The sequence below is a fragment of the Streptomyces sp. CB01881 genome (assembly GCF_002953255.1).
In the GTDB taxonomy this organism is placed as follows: Bacteria; Actinomycetota; Actinomycetes; order Streptomycetales; family Streptomycetaceae; genus Kitasatospora.
Window position 1 is genome coordinate 8,785,033 of record NZ_CP026498.1, and the last position, 23,175, is coordinate 8,808,207.

A 23,175-nucleotide genomic window follows, 5' to 3' on the forward strand; every position below is an offset into this window, starting at 1 on the left:
ACCCGTCGCCATCCCCCGTCACTTCCCCTTGGCCGCGTTGATCAGTTTGTTCAGGACCGCCACCGTCGGCACCTGCGCCTGCTGCACGCCGGCCGCCGCCAGGTCGGAGGCGTAGGCCGGTCCCTGCCTGCCCTTGACCGCCTTGCCGAGCGCCCCCGGGTCCGCCTGCGGACGGAAGCCGTACTTGGCCTCCAGGTCCCGCAGGACCTGGTCGTCCCGCAGCACCGCGGCGAGCTTCTCGGCGCCCGGCTTGAGCGCCACCAGGGTGTGATCGCTGAACACCGTGGTGTCCGGGTAGAGCACCACCAGGTCGCCCGCCGAACCACCGGGCGTGGACACGCCCTTGGCGGTCAGCGCCGCCATCTGCGACTCGTACGCCAGCACCGGCCCGTTGCCCACCCCGGACAGGAAGTCCTTGAACGGGCCGTCGCTGCTGGTCTTCTGGTCACCCTGGACCGAGGTCACCTGCCGGACCACGTCCTTGACCGCGCCCACCCCGGCGTCGTCCGACACCACCTGGTGGCCGTTGGCCAGGTACGAGATGGCCGCCAGGTACAGCGCCCCGGAGGAGGACGTGGACGGGTCGGTGGTGGTCAGGAAGAGCAGCCCCCTCAACTCGTTGTGACTGCCTGCCCCCTTGAGGTCCTGCCACTTCCGGCCCTCCTGGACGGCCTTCAGATAGGCGTCCATCTTGAGCGTCCAGACCGCGGGCTCCGAACTGCTCTGGCCGGCCAGGCCGTTCTCCTTGAGTACGTCCGCCATCGACCGGTGGGCGAGCACCACAAGCGGCGAGTAGAAAGGCCGCACCGGCTCGCTCTTGATCTGCCGCTGCTTGCGGATCTCCTCCGCCGGCGAGAGGCTCGCCGGGAAGGCGAAGTCGTACTTCGCGAGATCGCTCTCGCCCATCAGCCAGGAGCCGGTGGTGTCGGTGGTGACCTTCAGGCCCTGTTTCTGCAACTCCGCGACGACATCCGGGTCCGCGAAGAACTCCCTCTTCTCCGACCCGATCAGGCCGGAGATGGTGACGACCCCGTCCGAGCCGTCGGGCTCGTCACCCGGCCAGAGCAGTGCGACTCCCACCCCGGCAAGCAGCGCCAGCGCCGCCAGTACCCCGAACACACGCCTCATGCCGAACGTTTCCCCCTCGCCCGCTCCGTGCCCGGGCGGTCCACCCGGGTGACGAGCGTCCCGCCGGGGCGGGAGCGGAGGCCGAAGGGGCGGTGAACCGGGGGTGAACACCCCTTCACGGAATCGCATCGGGGAGCGGGCCGCCGACGACCGCCGCGCACACCCGTCCGACCATGTGTCAGATTGTTCAACTCGCCTTCCGGCAAAGGTCATCCCGCTGTCCGGACGCACGTCGATGTTACGCGCCGGTAATCCGTACTCTCAGCACTATGCGCCGAGCAAAAATCGTCTGTACCCTCGGGCCCGCCACCGACTCGTACGACCAGATCAAGGCACTGGTCGTCGCCGGGATGGACATCGCCCGATTCAACCTGAGCCACGGCTCCCACATCGAGCACGAGGAACGCTACCGCCGGGTCCGCAAGGCCGCGGACGAGACCGGCCGCAGCGTCGGCGTGCTCGCCGACCTTCAAGGCCCGAAGATCCGGCTCGACACCTTCGCCGAAGGACCCGTACTTCTCGAACGCGGCGACGAGTTCACCATCTCCACCGACAAGGGCGTCGTCGGAGACCAGCACATCTGCGGCACCACCTACGCCGGCCTCGCCGGCGACGTCACCCGCGGCGAGCGGATCCTCGTCGACGACGGCCGGGTCACCCTCGAAGCCGTCGACGTCGACGGACCCCTCGTCCGCTGCACCGTCATCGAGGGCGGCCTCGTCTCCGACCACAAGGGCCTCAACCTCCCCGGCGTCGCCGTCTCCGTGCCCGCGCTCAGCGACAAGGACGTCGACGACCTGCGCTGGGCCCTGCGGACCGGCGCCGACCTCGTCGCCCTCTCCTTCGTCCGCAGCGGCCGCGACATCGAGGATGTCCACCGCGTCATGGCCGAGGAGGGGCGCTTCGTCCCCGTCATCGCCAAGGTGGAGAAGCCGCAGGCGGTCGACAACCTGGACTCCATCGTGGACGCCTTCGACGGCATCATGGTGGCCCGCGGCGACCTGGGCGTGGAGATGCCCCTCGAACAGGTCCCGATGGTCCAGAAGCGCGCCGTCAAGCTGGCCAGGCGCAACGCCAAGCCCGTCATCGTCGCCACCCAGATGCTCGACTCGATGATCAACGCCTCCCGCCCGACCCGCGCCGAGGCCTCCGACGTCGCCAACGCCGTCCTCGACGGCACCGACGCGGTCATGCTCTCCGGCGAGACGTCGGTCGGCAAGTACCCCGTCGAGACGGTCCGGACCATGGGCCGCATCATCGAGGCGGCGGAGGGCGACGTCCTCGCCGCCGGCCTGCCCCCGCTCACCCCCAGCAACAAGCCCCGCACCCAGGGCGGGGCCGTCGCCCGCGCCGCCGCCGAGATCGGCGACTTCCTCGGCGCCAAGTACCTCGTAGCCTTCACCCAGTCCGGCGACACCGCCCGCCGCCTCACCCGCTACCGCTCGCCCATCCCCGTCCTCGCCTTCACCTACGAACCCGCCGTCCGCAGCCAACTCGCCCTCACCTGGGGCGTCGAGACCTTCCTCGGCCCCTTCGCCCCCACCACGGACGAGATGGTCGAACAGGTCGACGCGGCCCTGCTCTCCCTGGGCCGCTGCCAGAAGGGCGACATCGTCGTCATCACCGCCGGCTCGCCCCCCGGCCTCGCCGGCTCCACCAACCTCGTCCGCGTCCACCACGTGGGGACGCTGGACAACTGACCGTGCCCCGGGTGCGGTCGGGGCGGCGCCCCTCCGAGGGGTGCCGCCCACCCGGCCGGTCAGGGCGTGTAGACGTTGACGTCCGTGGTGGCGGTGTCGGTGGAATCGCCCTGCGTCCCCCCGACGAGGTAGATCCGTCCGTCGCCGCCGACCGCCGCCGCCGCGCAGTCCCTCGCGTGCGGCATGCTCTCGGCGGGCTCCCAGTGGTCCGTCCCCGGCGAATACGCGTAGGTCACCGCCGTTGGCGTGTCCCCGGGCTCGGAGGCGCCCCCGAACACGAGGATCCGTCCGTCCGGAGCCGTCACCCCCGCAGCCCGGCCCTTCGGCCCCGGCATGGGCGCCGCCTGGCTCCACTCCTGGGTACTCGGCGTGTAGACCTCCACCGTGCTCGTGGGAACGTCAGGTTCCGCTGCGGTGTACCCGCCGATCACGTAGACCCTCCCGTCCGCACCGGTCGCGGCCACCGCGCCTTCGCGGGCCGTCGGCATCGGGGGCCCGGTCTGCCAGGTCCTGGATTCCGCGTCGAAGATCGCGGTCTCGTTGCCGTCGAAGACGTAGACGTTCCCCGCGGCATCCGAAGCGGCCGAGGGGAACGGCATCTCCACGGGCAGACTGGGCATGGCCTGCCATGCTCCGTAACCGGGCGTGTACACCTCGACGGCCGTGCCCGAGGAGGCGTCGTCGCCGCCGATGGCCAGGATCCGGCCGTCCCCGTCGGTGACGGCCGCCAGCCTGTCCCGCGCACTCGACAGAGGAGGCAAGGTCGTCCAGGAGCCGCTGCTGGGGTCGTAGTTCTCCACCAGATCGCTGCGGGCGAAGTCCGACGGCCCGGGGTGCGACGTCGTGGCCTCCCACCCGCCGAGGGCGTAGACCGTTCCATCACAGTCGGTGGCCGCGGCGAGGAAGTAGCGCTGCACGGAGATCGGCGCCGCCGACGACCAACTGTCGTGCGGGCCGTCCGGATAGGGGCTCACGGTCAGGCAGGCCGGCACGAGCGCCGGACGTGCGGCAGCGGCACCGTCGGGCAGCGCCGCGCACGCGGCGGCCAGCAGAAACGCCCCGAGCAGGGCCGGCCACCGTTGCGCGTTGACTCTCGCCATCGGTATCGCCTGTTCCCATGTGGAAGTCACAGTCAGTCAAGTACCGGACCGCCGAAACACGGAGAGGCATCAGGACCCTCCGCCGCCCGGGGGTCCCGGAACTCCAGCGCACCACGGGCCGCCGTGCCACGCACGCCGGAGGGCGCGGTCGAGCCGAGGTTGCACCTCCTTCACGGCCGCCACATGCTGAAAGGGGAGCGTCGGCACCCGACCGTGCGGCTCCCGCAATCCCCTCCCCGGAAACGAGTGCGACGTCACGCACGGACGGAGGAGCCATGGCCCACCAGGACCCCCCGCAGCGCGGCGGCGGGGGCATCGCACCCCGGCTGTCCCGCGACTGGCCGCTGGTGGCGGCCGCAGGCACGGCAGTGCTGAGCTTCTTCATGCTCTTCGCCCCCTGGGTCTCGGACACGTACACCACCGTTGACGCCTTCGGGGAGGGCATGCAGGCGGCCGGACCGGCGTTGATCATCGTGGTGGTCCTGGCCTTCCTCGGCCTCGTCGGCGCGGCATTCGCACGGGACGACCGGAAATTCGCCGTGATCGCGCTGATCCCGGCGTCCGTTCTGCTGGTCCTCTACATCGTCAAAGTGGCCGACGTCTCCGACCTGGTGGACCTGAACAACCAACTGACCCAGACCACGGCCTCGACCGGAGCCGGCCTCTGGATCGGCCTGCTCGCCGCCATCGCCACAGCGGCCTTCACAGTGGTGGCGGCCGTCCAGCGGGACCGGCCCCGGACCCAGGATGAGGCCGAGTGGCACGTCGGTGCGAAGCCACCGGTGAATGCGCCGCCCCCGCCGCCCTACGACCCGCCCAAGCCGCCGGCGACCTAGGAGCTGAGGGACATGGGCAGAACACCCGGGACGCCGCTTCGGGGGTACCGGCGGGCGATTCGGCTCCTGGCCGCCACCGCGACGGCCGGCCTGACCGCCGTCGCGGTCGCCGCGTGCGGCTCCGGTGGTTCGTCGCCCGCCGCCTCCACCACGGCCGCGACGGCGCCCCGGACCGTCACCGTGACGGCCACCGCCCCGTCCGCCACCGACCTCTCCGCGTCGCCCACGCCGGGCTCGCCCACCTCCGGGCCGCCCGGCTCCGGCTCGCCCACGACGACCTTCACGGCCGGAACGCAGTACCTCAGCGACAACGACCCGTTCTCCTCCACCTACGGCGTCGAGAACGGCGCGGCACTCGTGAACGGCACGAACTACGCCCACAGCGTCTCCCTCCGGACGGATCTCACCTCCATCCCGTCCAACGCGGCCGAGTACAACCTCGAACGCTCCTGGCAGACGTTCAGCGCCACGATCGGGGCCCGCGACGACTCACCCACGGGCACCGTCCTGACCTTCGAAGTCTTCCTCGACGGCAGGTCCGTGGCCCGGCAGACCCTCTCGCTCGGGCAGTCGCAGCAGCTCACCGTCGACGTCAGGAACGCCTTGCGCCTGAAGATCGTGGTCACCTACGCCACGACGGCGGACCTGTCCCCCTACAGCTACGGGGTGTGGGGCGACGCCAGGCTCGGGGCGTAGTCCCTGGTCCCGGCGGCACCGTCAGTACTTGGGGCCGATGTGGGCGTCCATGAGGGCGACGGACTCCTTGCGGGCGACGGAGACGTTGACCGTGCCGGTGGGGCGGGTGGCGGACTTCCACTGCACGCCGACGGCGTCGAGGGTGGCCGTGAAGAGGCGGACGATGTCGGTCGAGGTGTTGGTGAAGAAGTACCGCGGGTACTCGTAGCGCTTCTGGACGCCGCCGACAGTCCGGGTCGTCCAGTTGGTGATCCGGCAGCCGTCGGAGTGGACCAGGCCGCGCAGGAAGTCCCAGGGGTGGGCGTCGACGATGTCCTGCTGCCAGGGCTCCAGGGCTATCGGACGCTCGTGCTTCTTGCCGGGGCCGTGCTGGGGGAAGTAGCAGGTCAGGTGATTCGAGTAGACCTTGATGTCGTGACAGCCGGCACGTCTCACCCGGCAGGGTTTGTTGTTGGGGAGGACCTGGCGGACGGCACGTTCGACGGAATCGGCGATTCCGGGCCAGCGGTCGTCACAGGTGATCTGGAGGCTCTGGGTTCTGCGGTACTTGTTGGGCAACAGGATGTGGCCGTCGCCGAGGTAGAGACCCAGCAGATAGGCGTAGGCGGGGCGGTCCAGCTCGTCGCCGAAGCAGTGCAGGCAGGCGGAGCGTTTGCGGCCGGGGAGTGTGCCGTGTTTGGCGAGATCCTCGTGCTTCCACCAGGAGACCGTGCCGGGCGGGACGCCGAGGCGTCGGGCCACTTCGACATTGCGGAGGCCGCGGCGCAGGAGGAGGACTGCTTGTTCGCGCACAGAAAGGGTGGTCATGTGCGCCAGCATGAGAGGGCGGGGACCGTGTGGTGGCGGTTCGCGCATGGTCCATCAGATGTGATGAACTTCCCATTACCTGGGAATATAAGGGAAAATCTGGTGCCGAGTGTGGGATTCGAACCCACACGCCCTTTCGAGCAATCGCTTTTGAGGCGATCGTGTCTGCCCTTCCACCAACCCGGCAAGTTCGCGCCCGTGAAGGATACCCTGCGCACGTTGTCTGGCGCAGCTAGGTACCCTCGTGCATGCAGTACCCCGCCGGAACTAGGAGCCCCGTGAGCACCGCCGACGAGCAGGCCGAGCCGCTTGAGACCGACATGCCCCAGATCACCCGGATTGTGATCGCCGAGGACGAGGCGTTGATCCGCCTCGACCTGAAGGAGATGCTCGAAGAGGAGGGGTACACCGTCGTCGGCGAGGCCGGGGACGGGGCGACGGCGGTGCGGCTGGTCGAGGAGCTCCGCCCCGACCTGGCGATCCTGGACGTGAAGATGCCGGTCCTGGACGGGCTCTCCGCCGCCGAGCAGATCCACGAGGCGCACCTGGCGCCGGTGCTGATGCTGACCGCGTTCTCGCAGCGGGAGCTGGTGGACCGGGCGCGGGACGCCGGTGCGATGGCGTACATCGTGAAGCCGTTCTCCAAGAGCGACCTCGTGCCCGCGATCGAGATGGCCGTCTCGCGGTACACGGAGATGCGGACGCTGGAGGAGGAGATCGCGGATCTCACCCAGCGGCTGGAGACCCGGAAGCTGGTGGACCGGGCGAAGAGCGTGCTGCAGACGAAGTTCGGGCTGAACGAGCCGGCCGCGTTCCGGTGGATCCAGAAGACCTCGATGGACCGCCGGATGACGATGGCCGCGGTCGCGGAGGCCGTGATCGAAGAGGGCGAGGCCCAGGACAAGAAGAAGGCCGAGGAGGCCAAGGGCGAGTAGCGCGACGACGAGGGGCCCGGCGGCTGGACGCAGCCGCCGGGCCCCTTCGTCGTGCCGGGGGGTCAGTCCTCGCCGAGGTAGGCCTTGCGGACGGACTCGTCGTGCAGCAGGTCGGCGCCGGTGCCCTGGAGGACGATGCGGCCGGTCTCCATCACGTAGCCCTGGTCGGAGAGCGACAGGGCGGCCTGGGCGTTCTGCTCGACCAGCAGGATCGTCGTCCCGCTCGCCTTGAGCTCCACGATGGTCGCCATGATCTTCTGCATCATCAGCGGGGAGAGGCCCATGGACGGCTCGTCCAGCATGAGCAGCTTGGGCTGGGACATCAGCGCGCGGCCCATGGCGAGCATCTGCTGCTCGCCGCCGGACAGCGTGCCGGCGGCCTGCTTGCGGCGCTCCCCGAGGATGGGGAAGAGCCCGTAGGCCCGCTCGACGTCCGCCGTGATGCCGGCGCTGTCGCTGCGCAGGAAGGCGCCGAGGAGGAGGTTCTCCTCGATGGTCATGCGGGGGAAGATGTGCCGGCCTTCGGGGGAGTGGGCGAGTCCGAGGGCGACGATCTTGTGGGCGGGGACGGTGGTCAGCGGCTGTCCGTCGAACAGGACCTTTCCGGAGGTCGGCTTGAGCAGGCCGGAGAGGGTGCGCAGGGTGGTGGTCTTGCCGGCGCCGTTGGTGCCGATGAGGGTGGTGACCTCGCCCTGGTTGACGGTGAAGCTGATGCCCTTGACGGCTTCGATCTTGCCGTAGGAGACGCGGAGGTCCTCGACCTCAAGGAGTGCGGTCACTGGGTGTCCTCCGGTGCTGCGGTGGTGCCTTCGAGCGGGGCGCCGAGGTAGGCGGTGATGACGCGTTCGTCGTTCTGGACGGTTTCGCGGTCGCCCTCGACGATCTTCTGGCCCTGGACGAGGACGGCGGTGCGGTCGCAGAGGTTGAAGATGAACCGCATGTCGTGCTCGATGACGAGGATGGAGATGCCGCGGTCGCGGATGGCGAAGACGAGCTCCTCGGCGGCCCTGGTCTCCTGGGGGTTCATGCCGGCGGTGGGCTCGTCGAGGAGGAGCAGGCCGGGGTCGGAGGCGAGGGCGCGGGCGATTTCGAGCTTGCGCTGTTCGCCGTAGGGGAGGTTGCGGGCGAGGTGCTCGGCCTTGTCGGCGAGGCCGGTGAACTCCAGGAGTTCCATGGCGCGGGCGCGGCTCTCGGCTTCGGCGCGGTGGTAGCCGGGGCCGCGGAGGATGGCCGAGAAGAGGCCTTCGCGGGTGCGGCTGTGGCGGCCGACGAGGACGTTCTCCAGGACGGTCATGTTGGCGAAGAGCCGGATGTTCTGGAAGGTGCGGGCGATGCCGGCCTGGGTGACGAGGTGGGGCTTGGGGGGCAGGACCGTCCCCTTGTAGGCGACCCGTCCCTCGGTGGGGACGTAGAGCCCGGTGAGGCAGTTGAAGAAGGTGGTCTTGCCGGCGCCGTTGGGGCCGATGAGGCCGATGATCTCGCCCTCGCCGACGGTGAGGGAGACGTCGTTGACGGCGGTGAGGCCGCCGAACCGCATGGTGACGCCGGAGACTTCGAGGATGGGCCTGGTCACGGCGGGGGCGCTGGGGGCGTCGGTGGTGGTCATCTGGCTGGTCACGCCCCTGCCTTGGTGAGGGTGGCCGCGTCGCCGGTCGACTGCGCCGGGATCGCTGCCTCGTGGAACTCCAGCTGCTGCCGGCGGTTGGGGATGAGGCCTTCGGGGCGGACCCGCATCAGGACGATGAGGGCGATGCCGAAGGCGAGCAGCTGGTAGTCGGAGAGGAATTCGAGCTTCTTCGGGACGAGGAAGAGGAGGGTGGCGCCGGCCAGGGGGCCGCTGATGGTGCCCATGCCGCCGAGGATGACGGCGGCGAGCAGGAAGGCGGAGTTGGGCGGCAGGGCCTCGGCGAAGGTGTACTGGTCGGGGGTGACGGTGTAGCTGACGTGGGCCTGGACGGTGCCGGCGAGGCCGGCGAGGCAGGCGCCGAGGGCGAAGGCGAGGAGCTTGAGGCGGAAGCCGTTGATGCCCATGGCCTCGGCGGCGGTCTCGTCCTCGCGGATGGCGACCCAGGCGCGGCCGATGCGGGAGTTGCCGACGCGGGCGAAGACCAGCACGACGAGGGCGGTGACCAGCAGCATCAGCAGGTAGTAGTTGGAGAAGCGGCCGAGTTCGACGCCGAGCACGGTGTGCGGCTTGCCGAGGTTGAAGCCGAGGATCTCCAGGTCGGGGATGCGCGGGATGCCGTTGGAGCCGTTGGTGATCTTGGGGCCGGTGGTCCCGTTGAGGTTGAGCATGGTGATGCGGAAGATCTCGCCGAACCCGAGGGTGACGATGGCGAGGTAGTCGCCGCGCAGTCGCAGGGTCGGGGCGCCGATGATGACGCCGAAGACCATGGAGACGACGGCGCCGGTGAGCATCGCGGCCCAGAACGGGAACTGGACGTGGATCGGGGAGGCGGGGGAGCCGGAGACCAGGGCGGCGGCGTAGGCGCCGACGCCGAGGAAGGCGACGTACCCGAGGTCGAGCAGGCCGGCCAGGCCGACGACGATGTTGAGGCCGAGTGCGACGGTGGCGAAGATCAGGATGTTGGCGGCGACCGAGGTGTACTGGTCGCTGGTCTGGGTGAAGGGGAAGCTGGCGGCGGCGGCGAAGGCGGCGCCGGTGGTGACCGAGCGGTACTTGACGGTCAGGGAGCGCAGCCGGGGCAGCAGTCCGGACTTGGTGATCGCGGGGATGACGGTGCCGGCCAGCAGCAGGTAGCCGATGAAGAGCTCGCCGTACTCGGTGTCGATGCCGAAGGTGATCGCGAACAGGCCGGTGGCGAAGGCCGCGACGATGAGGAGGATCTCGGCCCAGGAGGGGAGTTCGCGGGGGGCGGGCAGCGGCCGGGTGATGTTGGCGATGCGCAGCCAGTGGTTGGCGAGGTGGCCGAGCTGGACGGCGAGGACGGCTGCGGCGCCGATGACGAGGCCGCCGGCGAGGGCGGTCAGCACGGGGGCGACCGGCTTGTCCTCGGGGATGGCGTGGGTGGCGAACCAGACGACGGCGGCGGCCGGCACGAGCAGGAAGAGCCGTCGGTCGAGGACGCGCAGGGTGACGCCGGTGCGCCGGTCGAGGGGGAGGCCGAGGGCGCCGGCGAGGGTGAGCAGTGAGCCGGCGCCGAGGACCCAGCCGCCGGGTTCGAGGTTGGCGAGGCCGCCGAGGTCGGTGGCGATGGCGGTGATGGAGAACCAGCCGACGACGAAGGCGCCGGCGGCGGCGAGGAGGACGGCGTTGTTGCTGCGGGAGGGGGCGGCCCAGCGCAGGCCGGGGACGCCCTGGGTGGCGAGGAGGAGGACGAGGGTGAGCAGGCCGGCGGTGAGGGCGAGCCACTGGAGTCCGGCGGGGGAGCCGAAGTAGGTGAGGTCGCCGGGGAATTCGGAGGTCCAGGTCCAGGACATCAGGGCGGAGCCGGCGGTGGCGGCGGCGCCGAGGCCGGTGAGGAGGGCGGCGGCGCGGGCCGGCAGGGGGAGGACCGGGCTGGTCTCGGTGGTGGTGGTCATGGTGCTCACGCCCTGTCCGCGACGCGCTCGCCGAGCAGGCCCTGGGGCCGGACGAGCAGCACGACGATGAGGAGTACGAAGGCCCAGACGTCCTTCCAGGCGCCGCCTCCGAAGAGGTGCATGCCGGGGAGGTGCTGGATGTATCCGGTGGCGAGGGCTTCGGCGAGGCCGAGGGCGACGCCGCCGAGCATGGCGCCGTAGATGTTGCCGATGCCGCCGAGGACGGCGGCGGTGAAGGCCTTGAGGCCGAGGATGAAGCCCATGCGGAAGTCGACCTGGCCGCTGCGCAGGCCGTAGGCGACGGCGGCGACGGCGGCGAACGCGGCGCCGATGGCGAAGGCCATGACGATGATGCGGTCGGTGTCGATGCCCATGAGCTTGGCGGTGTCGGGGTCCTGGCTGGTGGCCTGCATGGCGCGGCCGGAGCGGGTGCGGGTGACGAACCAGCCGAGGGCGAGCATGCAGAGCGGGGCGGCGATGAGCAGGAAGATGTCGCTGCGCTGGATGGTGACGGAGCCGAGCTCGAAGGGGTCACCGGGGATCTTGGGGAAGACGCGGGCCTTCTTGGCGTCGGGGTAGAAGGAGAAGACCAGCTGCTGGAGGACGATCGAGAGGCCGATCGCGGTGATGAGGGGGGCGAGCCGGGGGGCGGTGCGCAGCGGCCGGTAGGCGAAGCGCTCGGCGGCGACGGCGGTGAGGGTGGAGACCAGGATGCCGGCGATCAGCATCAGCGGTAGGGCCAGCCAGAGTGTGGTGCCGCCGGGGAGGGCGAGGTAGGCGGTCAGGGCGCCGAAGCCGCCGACCATGACGATCTCGCCGTGGGCGAAGTTGATGAGCTGGACGATGCCGTAGACCATCGTGTAGCCGATCGCGACGAGCCCGTAGAGGGCGCCGAGGATCAGGCCGTTGGCCAGCTGCTGCGGTAGGTCGTGCACCGCTGGGCCTCCGTTGTGCGTGGGGTGGGTCCGCGTGGGTGGTGGATGTGGGTGCGCGGGGGCACTCGTGGCGCCCCCGCGCGGGTAACTCCGACGTTCTAGTGGTTCTGCTGACTCGGTGTCAGGTTCAGCCGTTGAAGGTGCCGGACTTCTCCACGGCCCACTTGCCGTCCTTGACGGCGTAGACGGTGAGCTGCTTGTTGGTGGTGTCGCCGAACTCGTCGAAGGAGACCTTGCCGGTGACGCCGTCGAAGGAGACCTTCTGGACGGCCTCGACGACCTTGGCGCGGGGGTTGTCGGGGAGCTTGCCGTTGTTGGCGCTCACGACGGCCTTGACGGCCTGGATGATGGCCCAGCCGCTGTCGTAGGAGTAGCCGCCGTAGGTCTCGTAGGCGTCCTTGTAGCCGGCGGCCTTGTAGTCGGCGATGAACTTGGCGGCGGTGGGGAGCTGCTCGACGGGGAGGCCGACGGCGGTGGCGTAGTCGCCCTGGCTCTTGGGGTTGAGCTTGATGAAGTCGCCGCTCTGGATGCCGTCGCCGCCCATCAGCGGGATGGTGACGCCGGCGTCCTTGAGCTGGAGGGAGAGCGGGCCGGCGGCGGGGTACTCGCCGCCGTAGTAGACGGCTTCGGCGCCGGAGTTCTTGACCTTGGTGACGACGGCGGCGAAGTCGCGGTCGTCGGGGTTGACGTGCTCCTCGCCGACGATGGTGCCGCCCTGCTTGGTGAACTCGCCCTTGAAGGTGGCGGCGAGGCCGGCGCCGTAGGTCTTCTGGTCGTCGATGAGGAAGACCTTGGTCTTCTTCGCGTCCTTGGCGAGGAACTGGGCGGCGAAGGGGCCCTGGACGGCGTCGGTGGTGGAGGTGCGGAAGTAGGACTTGAAGGGGCGGGCCTTGGTGCCGCTGGCCCACTTCTCGCCCTGGCTGAGGGCGACGCCGGTGTTGGCGGGGGAGATCTGGGCGAGGTTGGCGTCGTTGAAGATCTGCTGCATCGACTGGGCGACGCTGGAGTTGAGGGGGCCGACGACGCCGATGACGTCCTTGTCGGCGACCAGCTGGGTGGCGTTCTGCTGGCCGGGGGCGGGCTTGGCGGTGTCGTCGAGGGCCTTGATCTGGAACTTGACGCCCGGGACCTCGTTCTTCTCGTTGGCCTGCTTGACCGCGAGCTCGACGGAGTTGCGGATGCCGAGGCCGAGGGCGGAGAGGTCGCCGGTGAGGGGCGCGTCGACGCCGATGGTGACGGTGGTGCTGGACCCGGCGTTGTTGCCGTCCCCGGACTTCTTCTCGTCGCGGGAGCCGCAGGCGCTGAGGCTGAGGGCGCCGATCACGGCAATGCTCACGACAACTGCTGAACGATGACGCACGAGGGTCCCCTTCGGTTCGGGAGGCGCCGCACCTGAGTGGCGGGAGCCGGATGCGCGGTGGGCCTGGCCCAATCCGGTGGCGCGGTGACTGGCCGTGACTCTAGATGCCCCTGGGCGGCTCGGGCAGTGGTGTGGCGAGGCTGTGATTCTCTTGTTATGAGCACACGGAGAGCCCGTCTCACTATGTGGTCGTTTCGGCTCGATCGATCCTGTACTTCCGGGGCGTCTGCTAGCCCACGGAGGCATGTAAGGCCCAGAAATGCAGGTGACTCCTGGCCTCTCCGATAATCGGACGCGACTGTCCGCCATGTTGGTTTCGGTCGTTTGCGTCCGAATATCGGACATATAAGGGGCTGAGGCCCCACTCCCGGATCGTCGGGGGTCCGGGAGGTGCTGGATCTTCGGATTTCCTAGCTGTTACGCGCTGTTACATTCTGAAAGTCTGACAACATGCAACCGCCCCCTTGTATAGACCAACGCCTGCCCAGGGCAGGTGAAGGTCAAACAAGGGGGCGGGCAAGGGAATTGACGGCCGGCCGGGCCGGCCGGGAGGGGCCGGCCGGCCGACGGGCCGTCAGAGGTCGCGGAGCATGCACGTCAGCCGGCAGCTGGTGACCCGCCTGCCGGTGTCGTCGGTGATCGCGATCTCGTAGGTGGCGGCGGTGCGCCCCTTGAACACGGCGGTCGCCACCCCGGTGACCAGCCCGGAGGTGGCCGAGCGGTGGTGGGTGGCGTTGAGGTCGACACCCACCGCGTACCGGCCCGGGCCGGCGTGCAGCATCGCGCCGACCGAGCCGAGGGTCTCGGCCAGCGCCGCCGAGGCACCGCCGTGCAGCAGCCCGTACGGCTGCTGGTTGCCCTCGACCGGCATGGTGCCGACCACGCGGTCGCCCGAGGCCTCGACGATCCGGATGCCGAGCTTCTCGCCGAGGTGCCCGCCGGAGAAGGTCGCCGGGTCGACGCCGAGCTTGGCGAAGTGGTCCAGCACCTCCTGCGGGACCTTCAGGACGGGGGCCGCGTCGGGGGCAGCTTCGGTCATGGGGGAGCTCCTGCCGCTTGGGGTCACGTCATCGTGCTGCCTGTGATCGTACGACCGTCCTACTCGGCGGTAGCGGTCGCGTCGAGGGGCTGGCGTGGCGGGCGGTGCGCCGCGGCGGGCCCGCCGTCGCGGGGGCGGGCCCCGGCTCCGGCACGCCCCTTTTGTCGGTGCCGGGCCATAGGATCGGTGACCGGCAGTGGAATCGGCAGGAACGGACGTTGACGTGGCTACGCAGAGTACGGACAAGAGCGCGGCGGGTGGCGGCGGGGCCCGGCCCCGGCTGATGCTGCTCGACGGGCACTCGATGGCCTACCGGGCGTTCTACGCGCTGCCCGTGGAGAACTTCAACACCTCCACCGGCCAGCCCACCAACGCGGTGTACGGCTTCGCCTCGATGCTCGCCAACACCGTCCGGGACGAGCAGCCCACCCACCTCGCGGTCGCCTTCGACCTCTCCCGGCAGACGTTCCGCTCCGCCGAGTTCCCCGACTACAAGGCCAACCGCGCCAAGACGCCGGACGAGTTCCGCAGCCAGGTGCCGCTGATCGGCGAGCTGCTCGACGCCATGAACATCCCGCGGATGACCGTCGAGGGCTTCGAGGCCGACGACATCATCGCCACCCTGGCCACCGCGGCCGAGGCCGCCGGCTTCGACGTCGACATCGTCACCGGCGACCGGGACTCGCTCCAGCTGGTCACCGAGCACGTCACCGTCCTCTACCCGACCAAGGGCGTCTCCGAACTCACCCGCTACACCCCGGAGAAGGTCGCCGAGAAGTACGGCGTCACCCCCCGCCAGTACCCCGACCTCGCGGCGCTGCGCGGCGACCCGTCCGACAACCTGCCCGGCATCCCCGGCGTCGGCGAGAAGACCGCCGCCAAGTGGGTCAACCAGTTCGGCTCCTTCGACGAACTCGTCACCCGCGCCGACGAGGTGAAGGGCAAGATCGGCGAGAAGCTGCGCGAGCACCTCGACTCGGTCAAGCGCAACCGCATCCTCACCGAGCTGGTCCGCGACGTCGAACTCCCGCTCGGCGTCGGCGACCTGGGCCGCGCCGCGTTCGACCGCGAGGCCGTCGGCACCCTGATGGAGTCGCTGGAGTTCCGCAACGCCAACTTCCGCGACCGCGTCTTCGGCATCGACCCGGCCGGCGCCGAGCCCGAGGCCGCCGCCGAGCTCGCCCCCGGCGTCGAGGTCGACGGCGAGCTGCTCACCGACCCGGGCACCCTGGCCGCCTGGCTCCGGGAGCACGCCGCCGACGGCAAGACCCCGGTCGCCGTCGCCGCCGTCTACCGGTGGGCGCTCGGCAGCGGCGAGGTCACCGAGGTCGCGCTCGCCGCCGGGGAGGCCGCCGCCTGGTTCGACCCGGCGCTGCTCGCCGAGGAGGACGAGCGCGCCTTCGCCGCCTGGCTGGCCGACCCGGCCGCCCCCAAGGCCCTGCACATCGCCAAGCAGGTCATGCGCGCCTTCGCCGAGCGCGGCTGGCGGATCGAGGGCGTCGTCGCCGACACCGCCCTCGCCGCCTACCTGGAGAAGCCCGGCCGCCGCACCTTCACCCTGGAGGTGCTCGCCGAGGAGTACCTCGCCCGCTCGCTCGCCCCGGCCCCCGCCGCCGAGAGCGGCCAGCTCGCCTTCGACGCCCCCGACGAGGACGCGACGGCCGCCGCCCAGGCCCTGATGCTCCAGGCCCGCGCCGTGCTCGACCTCGCGGCGCTCTTCGACACCCGCCTCGCCGAGGTCGGCGCCACCGGGCTGCTGCGCGACATGGAGCTGCCGATCGCCGCCCTGCTGGCCCGCATGGAGCGCACCGGCATCGCCGCCGACCGCCCCTGGCTCACCAGCCTGGAGAACCAGTTCGCCGCCGAGATCCAGCGCGTGGTCGAGGAGGCGCACGCCGCCGCCGGCCACGAGTTCAACCTCGGCTCGCCCAAGCAGCTCCAGGAGATCCTCTTCGGCGAGCTGGCGCTGCCCAAGACCAAGAAGATCAAGACCGGCTACACCACCGACGCCGACGCCCTCACCTGGCTCGCCACCCAGACCGACAACGAGCTGCCGGTCATCCTGCTGCGCCACCGCGACCAGGCCAAGCTGCGCACCACCGTCGAGGGCCTGCTCAAGACGGTCTCCCCGGCCGGGCGGATCCACACCACCTTCAACCAGATGGTCGCGGCCACCGGCCGGCTCTCCTCGCAGGACCCGAACCTGCAGAACATCCCCGTCCGCACCGAGGAGGGCCGGATGATCCGCCGGGCCTTCGTCGTCGGCGACGGCTACGAGGCGCTGCTCACCGCCGACTACTCGCAGATCGAGCTGCGGATCATGGCCCACCTCTCCGAGGACGAGGCCCTGACCGAGGCCTTCGCCACCGGCGAGGACCTGCACACCACCGTCGCCTCCCAGGTCTTCGAGGTCCCCGGTGACGCGGTCGACGCCGAGATGCGCCGCAAGATCAAGGCGATGTCCTACGGCCTCGCCTACGGCCTCTCCGCCTACGGTCTCTCCCAGCAGCTCGGCATCAAGCCCGGCGAGGCCCAAGGCCTGATGGACACCTACTTCGAGCGGTTCGGCGGCGTGCGCGACTACCTGCGCCGGGTCGTCGACGAGGCCCGCGCCACCGGCTACACCGAGACCCTGCTCGGCCGCCGCCGCTACCTGCCCGACCTCAACAGCGACAACCGCCAGCGCCGCGAGATGGCCGAGCGGATGGCCCTCAACGCCCCGATCCAGGGTTCGGCCGCCGACATCGTCAAGATCGCCATGCTGCGGGTGGACGAGGCGCTGACCGCCGCTGGCCTCACCTCCCGGATGCTGCTCCAGGTGCACGACGAAATCGTGCTGGAGCTCGCCCCCGGCGAGCGCGAGCAGGTCGAGGCGATCGTCCGCGAGCAGATGGCCGGGGCCTACCCGCTGCGCGCCCCGCTCGACGTCTCGGTCGGCGTCGGCGCCAACTGGGAGTCCGCCGCGCACTGACGACACCTCACCGGCCCGCGTGGGCGCCGACCGGACCGGCCGGCGCCCACGCGGGCCACTGCTGTTCGCGGCCGCCTGCCGCGCCCGGGGCCGACGCCCTGCCCGCCGACGCCGCGCCGGAGGACCGGCCCTGAGCGTGCGCCGGGCCACCGCAGTGCGCCCCGGGGGTTGATCCGGCGTCAGGGAACCACTTCACTTGTCATGGCACCGACGCTCTTGATCGCGGTGCGGTGCCGCTCCACCCGCACCGCCCGCTCCACCCGCACGGCCCGCTCCACCGCTCCGACGCCTCACCCGACGAGTCTGGAGATCCCTCATGTCCCTACCCCGACTGCGGCGCGCCACCGCGGCGCTCGCGGCCCTTCCCCTGCTCGCGCTCGGCGCGGGCCAGGCCGTGGCCGCCCCCGCACCGGCCGCCCCGGCGCCCGCCACCCGTGTCTCCACCTCCCAGGTGGCGGCGATAGAGGACGGCGTTGCCCGCACCCTGGCCGCCTCCCTCACCGACTCCGCCGTGCGTGAGCGGCTGCGGTCCGCCACCGCCGGCGCCGGCGCCGCCGAACTCGCCCCGCTGGCCGCCGCCGCGCCGGGCCAGGCCGGCCGCGGGCTCGCGACCGCCACCGAGCGAGCCGACCGCGCCGTCGCCGCCGCCAAGGGCCTCGGCGACCTCGGCCCGCTGCTGCGCGTCCAGTTGGCCGACCCGTCGATGCGGGCCGCCCTGGATGCGGGCGCGGCGCCGCTGGTGGCCGTCGCCGCCGCCGACGACCACGCCCGCACCCTCCGGGCGTACGACACCGCCGGCCGGGCCCGTACGCTCGGCACCGGCTCGCTCCCCGGGCAGCCCGTCTACCTGGTCGACATCGACACCGGCAAGACCCTGGCGGCCGGAATCGCGCTCCTCCAGCGGGAGTTCGCCGCGCGCGGTCTGGACGCCACGGGTCTGGACGCCACGGGCCCGGACGCCAAGGGCGCGCAGGCCCCGGGCGCGGCGCAGGCCGCCGGCGGCTGGTGGGCCACCAAGATCAGCGGCATCGAGGTGGCCGACGACGAGGAGCCCTGGTTCAAGGGCGCCGCCGAGATGTTCAGCCTGGTCACCGGCTTCGGCCAGGACGGCAAGGTCCGGGTCGACTCGGTCGCCATGCCCTACCTCCAGTACGACGGCACGGTGTACTACCCGAACCAGATCCTGGTGAACTGGTCGAACTACAAGTACAACCTGGCCGACGTCGTCCTGATGGAGGACGACGGTGACACCAACTACCTGGCCCTCGCCCAGGCCGTCGCGGCCGTGCTGCTCACCATCGCCGACCAGGGTGCCTACATCCCGCTGGTCAACGCCGTCCTGGCGGCGCTGCCCTCCTCGTGGTGGACCGACGACCCGGACTACGTGGAGTCCTGGTACACCCTCGCCCGCACCAGCTCGGGCCGCCTCAACGGGGCCCGCGGCAACGGCTGGATGACCGTCGAGCCGTACTTCGTGCAGCAGTTCTGATCCGGTCGCGGCCCGGTCGCCGGTGGGGAAGGGTCCCGCGGCGGCCGGCTACCGGCGGGCGTTGGTGCGCTTCGTCGGTTCGGCCGCGAGCGGAGCGAGATGGGGGTCCCCCTAGCCGGAGGCCGGGGGAGGGTCCTCCGGCCACGGGTGGCGGGGGTAGCGGCCGCGCAGGTCGGCACGGACGGCCCGGTAGCCGTCGCGCCAGAAGGAGGCGAGGTCGCCGGTGACGGCGGCCGGGCGCCCGGCGGGGGAGAGCAGGTGGACGGTCAGCGGCACCCGCCCGCCGGCCAGCGCCGGAGCCGCCGCCCAGCCGAACAGTTCCTGCAGCTTCACGGCCAGCACCGGGCGTTCGCCGCTGTAGTCGACCCGGATCCGGGAGCCGGACGGAACGGTGATCCGCTCCGGCGCCAGCTCGTCCAGCCGCCCGGCCTCGCCGCCCGCCCAGGGCAGCAGCCGTTGCAGGGCGGCGGCCGTGTCGATCCGCGCGAGGTCGCCGCGGCGGCGCGCACGGGAGAGCTCGGGCTCCAGCCACTCCCCGGCCCGCTCCAGCAGCGCCGCGTCGCCGACGTCGGGCCAGGGCTCGCCGATGGCCGCGTGCAGGAAGGCCAGGCGCTCGCGCAGGCCGGAGGAGGGCCAGGTGAGGAGGGCGCTCACGCCCTCGCGGGCCAGCCCCTCCAGCAGGGCGGCCCGGACGAGGGCGGGGTCGGGGCGGCCGAGGGCGGCCGCGGACAGCTCGACCGCGCCGAGGGATTCCACCCGCCGGGAGACGACCTCGCCGCGGCGGGTGTCCCAGTGCACCTCCTCCCGGGAGGCCAGCAGCGGCGCGCCCGCCAGCCGGGCGGTCTCCTCGTCCAGGGCGGCCGCGTGCAGCACCCGGGCGGACGGTGACCCGGCCGGCCGGTCGGCCACCGCGACGGCCAGCCACGGCACGGCGCCCAGCGCGGTGCCGGGGGCGAGTTCGGCGGCCGTCCCCGAGGCCATCAGGTACGGGCTGCGCTCGCCGGGCGCGGGCTTCTCGACCCGGGCCCGGGCGATCCGCTCGGGGAAGCCCAGCGCGACGACGAGGCCGACCGCCGAGGCGTCGGGCAGCGCGGTGGCGGGGGTGTCGCCGGCCGCGCGCAGCAGCCGCCGGACCTCCTCCCGCCAGCGGCCCGCGTACGGGTCGCGGCCGTCGCGGACGGTGCGCAGCACGGCGCCGAGGTCGTCGCCGAGGGCGCGCGGCGGTTCCTCGGAGAGCAGGGCGACGACCTCGGCGGCCCGGCGTGCGCCGACGGCCGGGGCGCCGTCGGCGAGGGCGCGGGCGAGCCGGGGGTGCAGCCCGGTGCGGGCGAGGCGGACGCCGCGCGTGGTGGCCCGGCCGTCCTCGTCCACCGCGCCGAGTGCGTGCAGGGTCTGCCGGGCGGCGGCCATGGCGCCGGCCGGGGGCCGGTCGGGCAGGGCGAGGCCGGTGGCGTCCGGGTCACCCCAGCAGGCGGCCTGGAGGGCGAAGGGGGTGAGGTCGGCGAGGGCGATCTCGGGGGTGGGGTAGCGGGCGGCGAGGGCGTCCTCGGCCTCCGCCCAGCAGCGGTAGACGGTGCCGGGGGCCTCGCGTCCGGCGCGTCCGGCGCGCTGGCGGGCGGCGGCCAGCGAGGCGCGGACGGTGACCAGCGCGGCCAGGCCGCGGGCGTGGTCGGTGCGCGGCTCGCGGGCCAGCCCGGCGTCGACCACGACGCGCACGCCCGGCACGGTGAGCGAGGACTCGGCGACGGCGGTGGCCAGCACCACCCGTCGTCCGTCGCCCGGGGCCAGTGCCGCGTCCTGGACCGCCTGCGGTGCGCGGCCGTGCAGTTGCAGCACCTCGGCCGGCGCCCCGGCGAGCAGCCCGGCGACCCGGGCGATCTCGCCGACGCCGGGCAGGAAGCAGAGCACGTCGCCGTCGCGCTCGGCGAGGGCCCGCCGGACGGTGGCGGCGACGTGGTCGAGCAGCGCCGGGTCGACCCGGGTGCCGTGGGCGGGGCGGACGGCCCGCGGCGGCGGGGCCCAGACGGTCTCGACCGGGTGGGCCACCCCGTGGGCCTCGACGACGGGGGCGCCGCCGAGGAGCCCGGCCCAGGCCGCGGTGTCGGAGGTGGCCGAGGCGCAGACGATGCCGAGCTCGGGCCGGAGCGTGGCGCGGACGTCGAGCAGGAAGGCGAGCGCGGTGTCGGCGTCGAGGTGCCGCTCGTGGCACTCGTCCAGTACCACCACGTCCACGCCGGGCAGCTCCTGGTCGCGTTGGAGCCGCTGAAGCAGGACGCCGGTGGTGACGACCTCGACCACGGTGTCCGGCCCGGCCCGCCGCTCGCCGCGCACGGTGAAGCCGACCTCGGCCCCGACGGCCGAGCCGAGCAGCCAGGCCATCCGCCGGGCCGCCGCCCGGACGGCCAGCCGGCGCGGCTCGGCGACCAGCACCCGGCGGGGCGGGCGGGCGTCCTCGGCGAGCAGCCCGGCCAGCGCGAGCGGGACCAGCGTGGTCTTGCCGGTGCCGGGCGGGGCGGCGAGGACGGCGGCGCCGTCCGTGTCGAGCGCGCGGTGCAGGGCGGGCAGGGCGGTACGGACGGGCAGTTCGCGCCAGGCGGGGTTCACGCGGACAGTCTCCCCGATGGCCCGGCCCGTCGGCCTGCCCGGCCCGTCGGCCTGCCCGGCCCGTCGGCCTGCCCGGCCCGGCGACCCTGCCCGGCCCGGCGACCCTGCCCGGCCCGGCGGCCCGGCGGCCCGGCCCCGGTCCCTGCCCGGTCCTCCGCCGGGTCAGTCCCGCTCGGCGACGAAGATCGCCGTGCCCGGGATCAGCCGGCCGCGCAGCGGGGACCAGCCGCCCCACTCCTGCTCGTGCCCCTCCGGCCACTCCGGCTCGACCAGATCCACCAGCCGGAACCCGGCGCCGACCAGCTCGCGGACCCGGTCCCCGACCGTGCGGTGGTGCTCGACGTAGGTGGCTCGCCCGTGCTCGTCCTGTTCGACGTAGGGGGTGCGGTCGAAGTAGGAGGCGACGGCGGTGAGCCCCTCGACGCCGGGCTCGTCGGGGAAGGCCCAGCGGATGGGGTGGGTCACCGAGAACACCCAGCGCCCGCCGGGCCGCAGCACCCGGTGCACCTCGCGCATCAGCGCGCCGGTGTCGGCGCTGAACGGCACCGCGCCGTAGGCGGAGCAGGCGGCGTCGAAGGAGCCGTCGGCGAACGGCAGCACGGCCGCGTCGGCCTGGACGACCGGGACCGGCGGGGTGTCGCGGGCGAGGTCGATCCGGAGGGAGTGCTGGAGCTGGCGGAAGGAGATGTCCAGCGCGACCGGCCGGGCGCCCTGCCGGGCGAGCCAGCGTGAGCACTGGGCGGCGCCGGCGCCGATCTCCAGCACGGTCAGGCCCTCGACCTCGCCGAGCAGCCGGGCGTCGGCCTCGTCCAGGCCCTCGGGGCACCAGGTGAACCGGTCGTCGCCGAGGAACTCGCCGTGCTCGTCCTGGTATTCGTCGGCGTTGCGGTCCCACCAGTGGCGGCTGGCGTGGCTGCTCTCGCCGGCCTGCGCGTCGCGCCTTACCGCGTCGTCGCCGTCGTCGTCAAGATCGTGGACGTCGGACTGGGGGGTGGTGGCCACGGTGATAATGCCCATCGCGTAGGGTGTGGTCTGCGGAAGCGCCGCTGCCGCGAACCGGCCCGCAAGGGTCCGGGTCCTGGCGGTGGCATCCGGGGAAAGGCTTCCTGCGGCCGCCACTGTGAGGTGCGCAATCGGAGGATATGGCCTGATCCATACCGGCCTCCACCGTCTTGGCGCCCTTGGCGTTGACCGTGCCTGGCCGTCCCCGTATGCTACAAGTTGCGCTGCGGGCCTGCGCGCCTCGGACGGAGCAGGTCGCGCTCGCATCTGTCGAAGACCCCACGGTCGCAAGACGGACGCCGGATTCTCGCTGTTGCGGGAGGTTCCGGTGGGCCGTGCTCTTGGCTGTCCGGCTTTCGGTGGGAGCGATACGGGCCCTCCGCGTGGCATTACCTACGACTTCATGTCCGTACCGGAGCCCTTTTCCTAATGACGAGCCCCACCGACTCCTCCACCAGCACCACCCCGCAGGTCGCGGTCAACGACATCGGCGACGCTGAGGCCTTCCTCGCCGCCATCGACGAGACCATCAAGTACTTCAACGATGGCGACATCGTCGAGGGCGTCATCGTGAAGGTCGACCGTGACGAGGTGCTCCTCGACATCGGTTACAAGACCGAGGGCGTCATCCCGTCCCGTGAGCTCTCGATCAAGCACGACGTTGACCCGCACGAGGTCGTCTCCGTCGGTGACAACATCGAGGCCCTGGTTCTCCAGAAGGAGGACAAGGAGGGTCGTCTCATCCTGTCCAAGAAGCGCGCTCAGTACGAGCGTGCCTGGGGCACGATCGAGAAGATCAAGGAAGAGGACGGCATCGTCACCGGTACCGTCATCGAGGTCGTCAAGGGTGGTCTCATCCTCGACATCGGCCTCCGTGGCTTCCTGCCGGCCTCGCTCGTCGAGATGCGTCGTGTCCGCGACCTCCAGCCCTACGTGGGCAAGGAGCTCGAGGCCAAGATCATCGAGCTGGACAAGAACCGCAACAACGTGGTCCTGTCCCGCCGTGCCTGGCTGGAGCAGACCCAGAGCG

At 71.8% G+C, this 23,175-nt stretch carries 17 protein-coding genes, 1 tRNA gene and 1 pseudogene; 7 read left to right on the plus strand and 12 right to left on the minus strand.

Annotation, left to right across the window (positions count from 1 at the left end; genetic code table 11):
* Window positions 1-18: 18 nt before the first annotated feature.
* Complete coding sequence (locus C2142_RS28410) at window positions 19-1,128, minus strand: substrate-binding domain-containing protein (protein ID WP_162002560.1); 1,110 nt, start codon at window positions 1,126-1,128, stop codon at window positions 19-21.
* 269 nt (window positions 1,129-1,397) lie between these two features.
* On the opposite strand from C2142_RS28410, the gene pyk reads away from it, so the two are divergent.
* Complete coding sequence (gene pyk, locus C2142_RS28415) at window positions 1,398-2,828, plus strand: pyruvate kinase (RefSeq protein WP_148645583.1); 1,431 nt, start codon at window positions 1,398-1,400, stop codon at window positions 2,826-2,828.
* Window positions 2,829-2,887: 59 nt separating this feature from the next.
* Here the strand turns inward: pyk and C2142_RS28420 are convergent, their stop codons facing one another.
* Window positions 2,888-3,928, minus strand: coding sequence for a kelch repeat-containing protein (locus tag C2142_RS28420; protein ID WP_148645584.1), 1,041 nt, complete (start codon window positions 3,926-3,928; stop codon window positions 2,888-2,890).
* Between the two features lie 275 nt (window positions 3,929-4,203).
* Between C2142_RS28420 and C2142_RS28425 the strand changes: the two genes are divergently transcribed.
* Together C2142_RS28425 and C2142_RS28430 are read left to right on the plus strand one after the other, a co-directional pair.
* On the plus strand, window positions 4,204-4,764 hold the full coding sequence (locus C2142_RS28425) for a hypothetical protein (RefSeq protein WP_148645585.1): 561 nt from the start codon (window positions 4,204-4,206) through the stop codon (window positions 4,762-4,764).
* 12 nt (window positions 4,765-4,776) lie between these two features.
* On the plus strand, window positions 4,777-5,460 hold the full coding sequence (locus C2142_RS28430; RefSeq protein WP_148645586.1) for an NPCBM/NEW2 domain-containing protein: 684 nt from the start codon (window positions 4,777-4,779) through the stop codon (window positions 5,458-5,460).
* Window positions 5,461-5,481: 21 nt separating this feature from the next.
* Here the strand turns inward: C2142_RS28430 and C2142_RS28435 are convergent, their stop codons facing one another.
* Window positions 5,482-6,279, minus strand: coding sequence for a helix-turn-helix domain-containing protein (locus tag C2142_RS28435; protein ID WP_148645587.1), 798 nt, complete (start codon window positions 6,277-6,279; stop codon window positions 5,482-5,484).
* 88 nt (window positions 6,280-6,367) lie between these two features.
* A tRNA-Leu gene (locus C2142_RS28440) sits at window positions 6,368-6,453 on the minus strand.
* A 134-nt stretch (window positions 6,454-6,587) separates the two neighbouring features.
* On the opposite strand from C2142_RS28440, the gene C2142_RS28445 reads away from it, so the two are divergent.
* A complete protein-coding gene (locus C2142_RS28445; RefSeq protein WP_174315788.1) occupies window positions 6,588-7,202 on the plus strand; it encodes a response regulator in 615 nt (204 codons plus the stop codon).
* A 62-nt stretch (window positions 7,203-7,264) separates the two neighbouring features.
* Here the strand turns inward: C2142_RS28445 and C2142_RS28450 are convergent, their stop codons facing one another.
* The 6 genes from C2142_RS28450 to C2142_RS28475 all read right to left on the minus strand — a co-directional run bounded on the left by C2142_RS28450 (window position 7,265) and on the right by C2142_RS28475 (window position 14,079).
* Window positions 7,265-7,981, minus strand: a complete 717-nt coding sequence (locus tag C2142_RS28450) for an ABC transporter ATP-binding protein (protein WP_148645589.1) — start codon at window positions 7,979-7,981, stop codon at window positions 7,265-7,267.
* Window positions 7,978-8,808, minus strand: coding sequence for an ABC transporter ATP-binding protein (locus C2142_RS28455; RefSeq protein WP_148645975.1), 831 nt, complete (start codon window positions 8,806-8,808; stop codon window positions 7,978-7,980). The genes C2142_RS28450 and C2142_RS28455 overlap by 4 nt, the downstream gene beginning before the upstream one ends.
* 8 nt (window positions 8,809-8,816) lie before the next feature.
* On the minus strand, window positions 8,817-10,643 hold the full coding sequence (locus C2142_RS28460; RefSeq protein ID WP_148645976.1) for a branched-chain amino acid ABC transporter permease: 1,827 nt from the start codon (window positions 10,641-10,643) through the stop codon (window positions 8,817-8,819).
* Between the two features lie 107 nt (window positions 10,644-10,750).
* A complete protein-coding gene (locus C2142_RS28465) occupies window positions 10,751-11,680 on the minus strand; it encodes a branched-chain amino acid ABC transporter permease (RefSeq protein ID WP_148645590.1) in 930 nt (309 codons plus the stop codon).
* Between the two features lie 127 nt (window positions 11,681-11,807).
* Complete coding sequence (locus C2142_RS28470; protein WP_148645591.1) at window positions 11,808-13,040, minus strand: branched-chain amino acid ABC transporter substrate-binding protein; 1,233 nt, start codon at window positions 13,038-13,040, stop codon at window positions 11,808-11,810.
* Window positions 13,041-13,614: 574 nt separating this feature from the next.
* Entirely contained in the window at window positions 13,615-14,079 is a 465-nt protein-coding gene (locus tag C2142_RS28475) for a hotdog fold thioesterase (protein WP_148645592.1), read from the minus strand.
* A gap of 283 nt (window positions 14,080-14,362) precedes the next feature.
* Between C2142_RS28475 and polA the strand changes: the two genes are divergently transcribed.
* Together polA and C2142_RS28485 are read left to right on the plus strand one after the other, a co-directional pair.
* Window positions 14,363-17,050 carry a DNA polymerase I gene (polA, locus tag C2142_RS28480; protein WP_148645977.1) on the plus strand — a complete coding sequence of 896 codons (2,688 nt, stop codon included), beginning with the start codon at window positions 14,363-14,365 and terminating at the stop codon, window positions 17,048-17,050.
* Window positions 17,051-17,366: 316 nt separating this feature from the next.
* Complete coding sequence (locus C2142_RS28485) at window positions 17,367-18,539, plus strand: DUF3103 family protein (RefSeq protein ID WP_148645593.1); 1,173 nt, start codon at window positions 17,367-17,369, stop codon at window positions 18,537-18,539.
* A gap of 111 nt (window positions 18,540-18,650) precedes the next feature.
* Here the strand turns inward: C2142_RS28485 and hrpB are convergent, their stop codons facing one another.
* Window positions 18,651-21,143, minus strand: a complete 2,493-nt coding sequence (hrpB, locus tag C2142_RS28490; protein WP_148645594.1) for an ATP-dependent helicase HrpB — start codon at window positions 21,141-21,143, stop codon at window positions 18,651-18,653.
* Window positions 21,144-21,305: 162 nt separating this feature from the next.
* Complete coding sequence (locus C2142_RS28495; protein WP_148645595.1) at window positions 21,306-22,160, minus strand: class I SAM-dependent methyltransferase; 855 nt, start codon at window positions 22,158-22,160, stop codon at window positions 21,306-21,308.
* A 471-nt stretch (window positions 22,161-22,631) separates the two neighbouring features.
* Here C2142_RS28495 and C2142_RS40475 point away from each other — a divergent pair.
* Window positions 22,632-23,175: pseudogene (locus C2142_RS40475) on the plus strand (S1 RNA-binding domain-containing protein); the annotation flags it as partial.

Excerpts from the sequence above, each read along its gene's own strand:
- C2142_RS28410 (WP_162002560.1), bottom strand. The coding sequence starts at position 1,128 with ATGAGGCGTGTGTTCGGGGTACTGGCGGCGCTGGCGCTGCTTGCCGGG.
- pyk (WP_148645583.1), top strand. The coding sequence starts at position 1,398 with ATGCGCCGAGCAAAAATCGTCTGTACCCTCGGGCCCGCCACCGACTCG.
- C2142_RS28420 (WP_148645584.1), bottom strand. The coding sequence starts at position 3,928 with ATGGCGAGAGTCAACGCGCAACGGTGGCCGGCCCTGCTCGGGGCGTTT.
- C2142_RS28425 (WP_148645585.1), top strand. The coding sequence starts at position 4,204 with ATGGCCCACCAGGACCCCCCGCAGCGCGGCGGCGGGGGCATCGCACCC.
- C2142_RS28430 (WP_148645586.1), top strand. The coding sequence starts at position 4,777 with ATGGGCAGAACACCCGGGACGCCGCTTCGGGGGTACCGGCGGGCGATT.
- C2142_RS28435 (WP_148645587.1), bottom strand. The coding sequence starts at position 6,279 with ATGCTGGCGCACATGACCACCCTTTCTGTGCGCGAACAAGCAGTCCTC.
- C2142_RS28445 (WP_174315788.1), top strand. The coding sequence starts at position 6,588 with ATGCCCCAGATCACCCGGATTGTGATCGCCGAGGACGAGGCGTTGATC.
- C2142_RS28455 (WP_148645975.1), bottom strand. The coding sequence starts at position 8,808 with ATGACCACCACCGACGCCCCCAGCGCCCCCGCCGTGACCAGGCCCATC.
- C2142_RS28460 (WP_148645976.1), bottom strand. The coding sequence starts at position 10,643 with ATGTCCTGGACCTGGACCTCCGAATTCCCCGGCGACCTCACCTACTTC.
- C2142_RS28475 (WP_148645592.1), bottom strand. The coding sequence starts at position 14,079 with ATGACCGAAGCTGCCCCCGACGCGGCCCCCGTCCTGAAGGTCCCGCAG.
- polA (WP_148645977.1), top strand. The coding sequence starts at position 14,363 with ATGCTGCTCGACGGGCACTCGATGGCCTACCGGGCGTTCTACGCGCTG.
- C2142_RS28485 (WP_148645593.1), top strand. The coding sequence starts at position 17,367 with ATGTCCCTACCCCGACTGCGGCGCGCCACCGCGGCGCTCGCGGCCCTT.
- C2142_RS28495 (WP_148645595.1), bottom strand. The coding sequence starts at position 22,160 with ATGGGCATTATCACCGTGGCCACCACCCCCCAGTCCGACGTCCACGAT.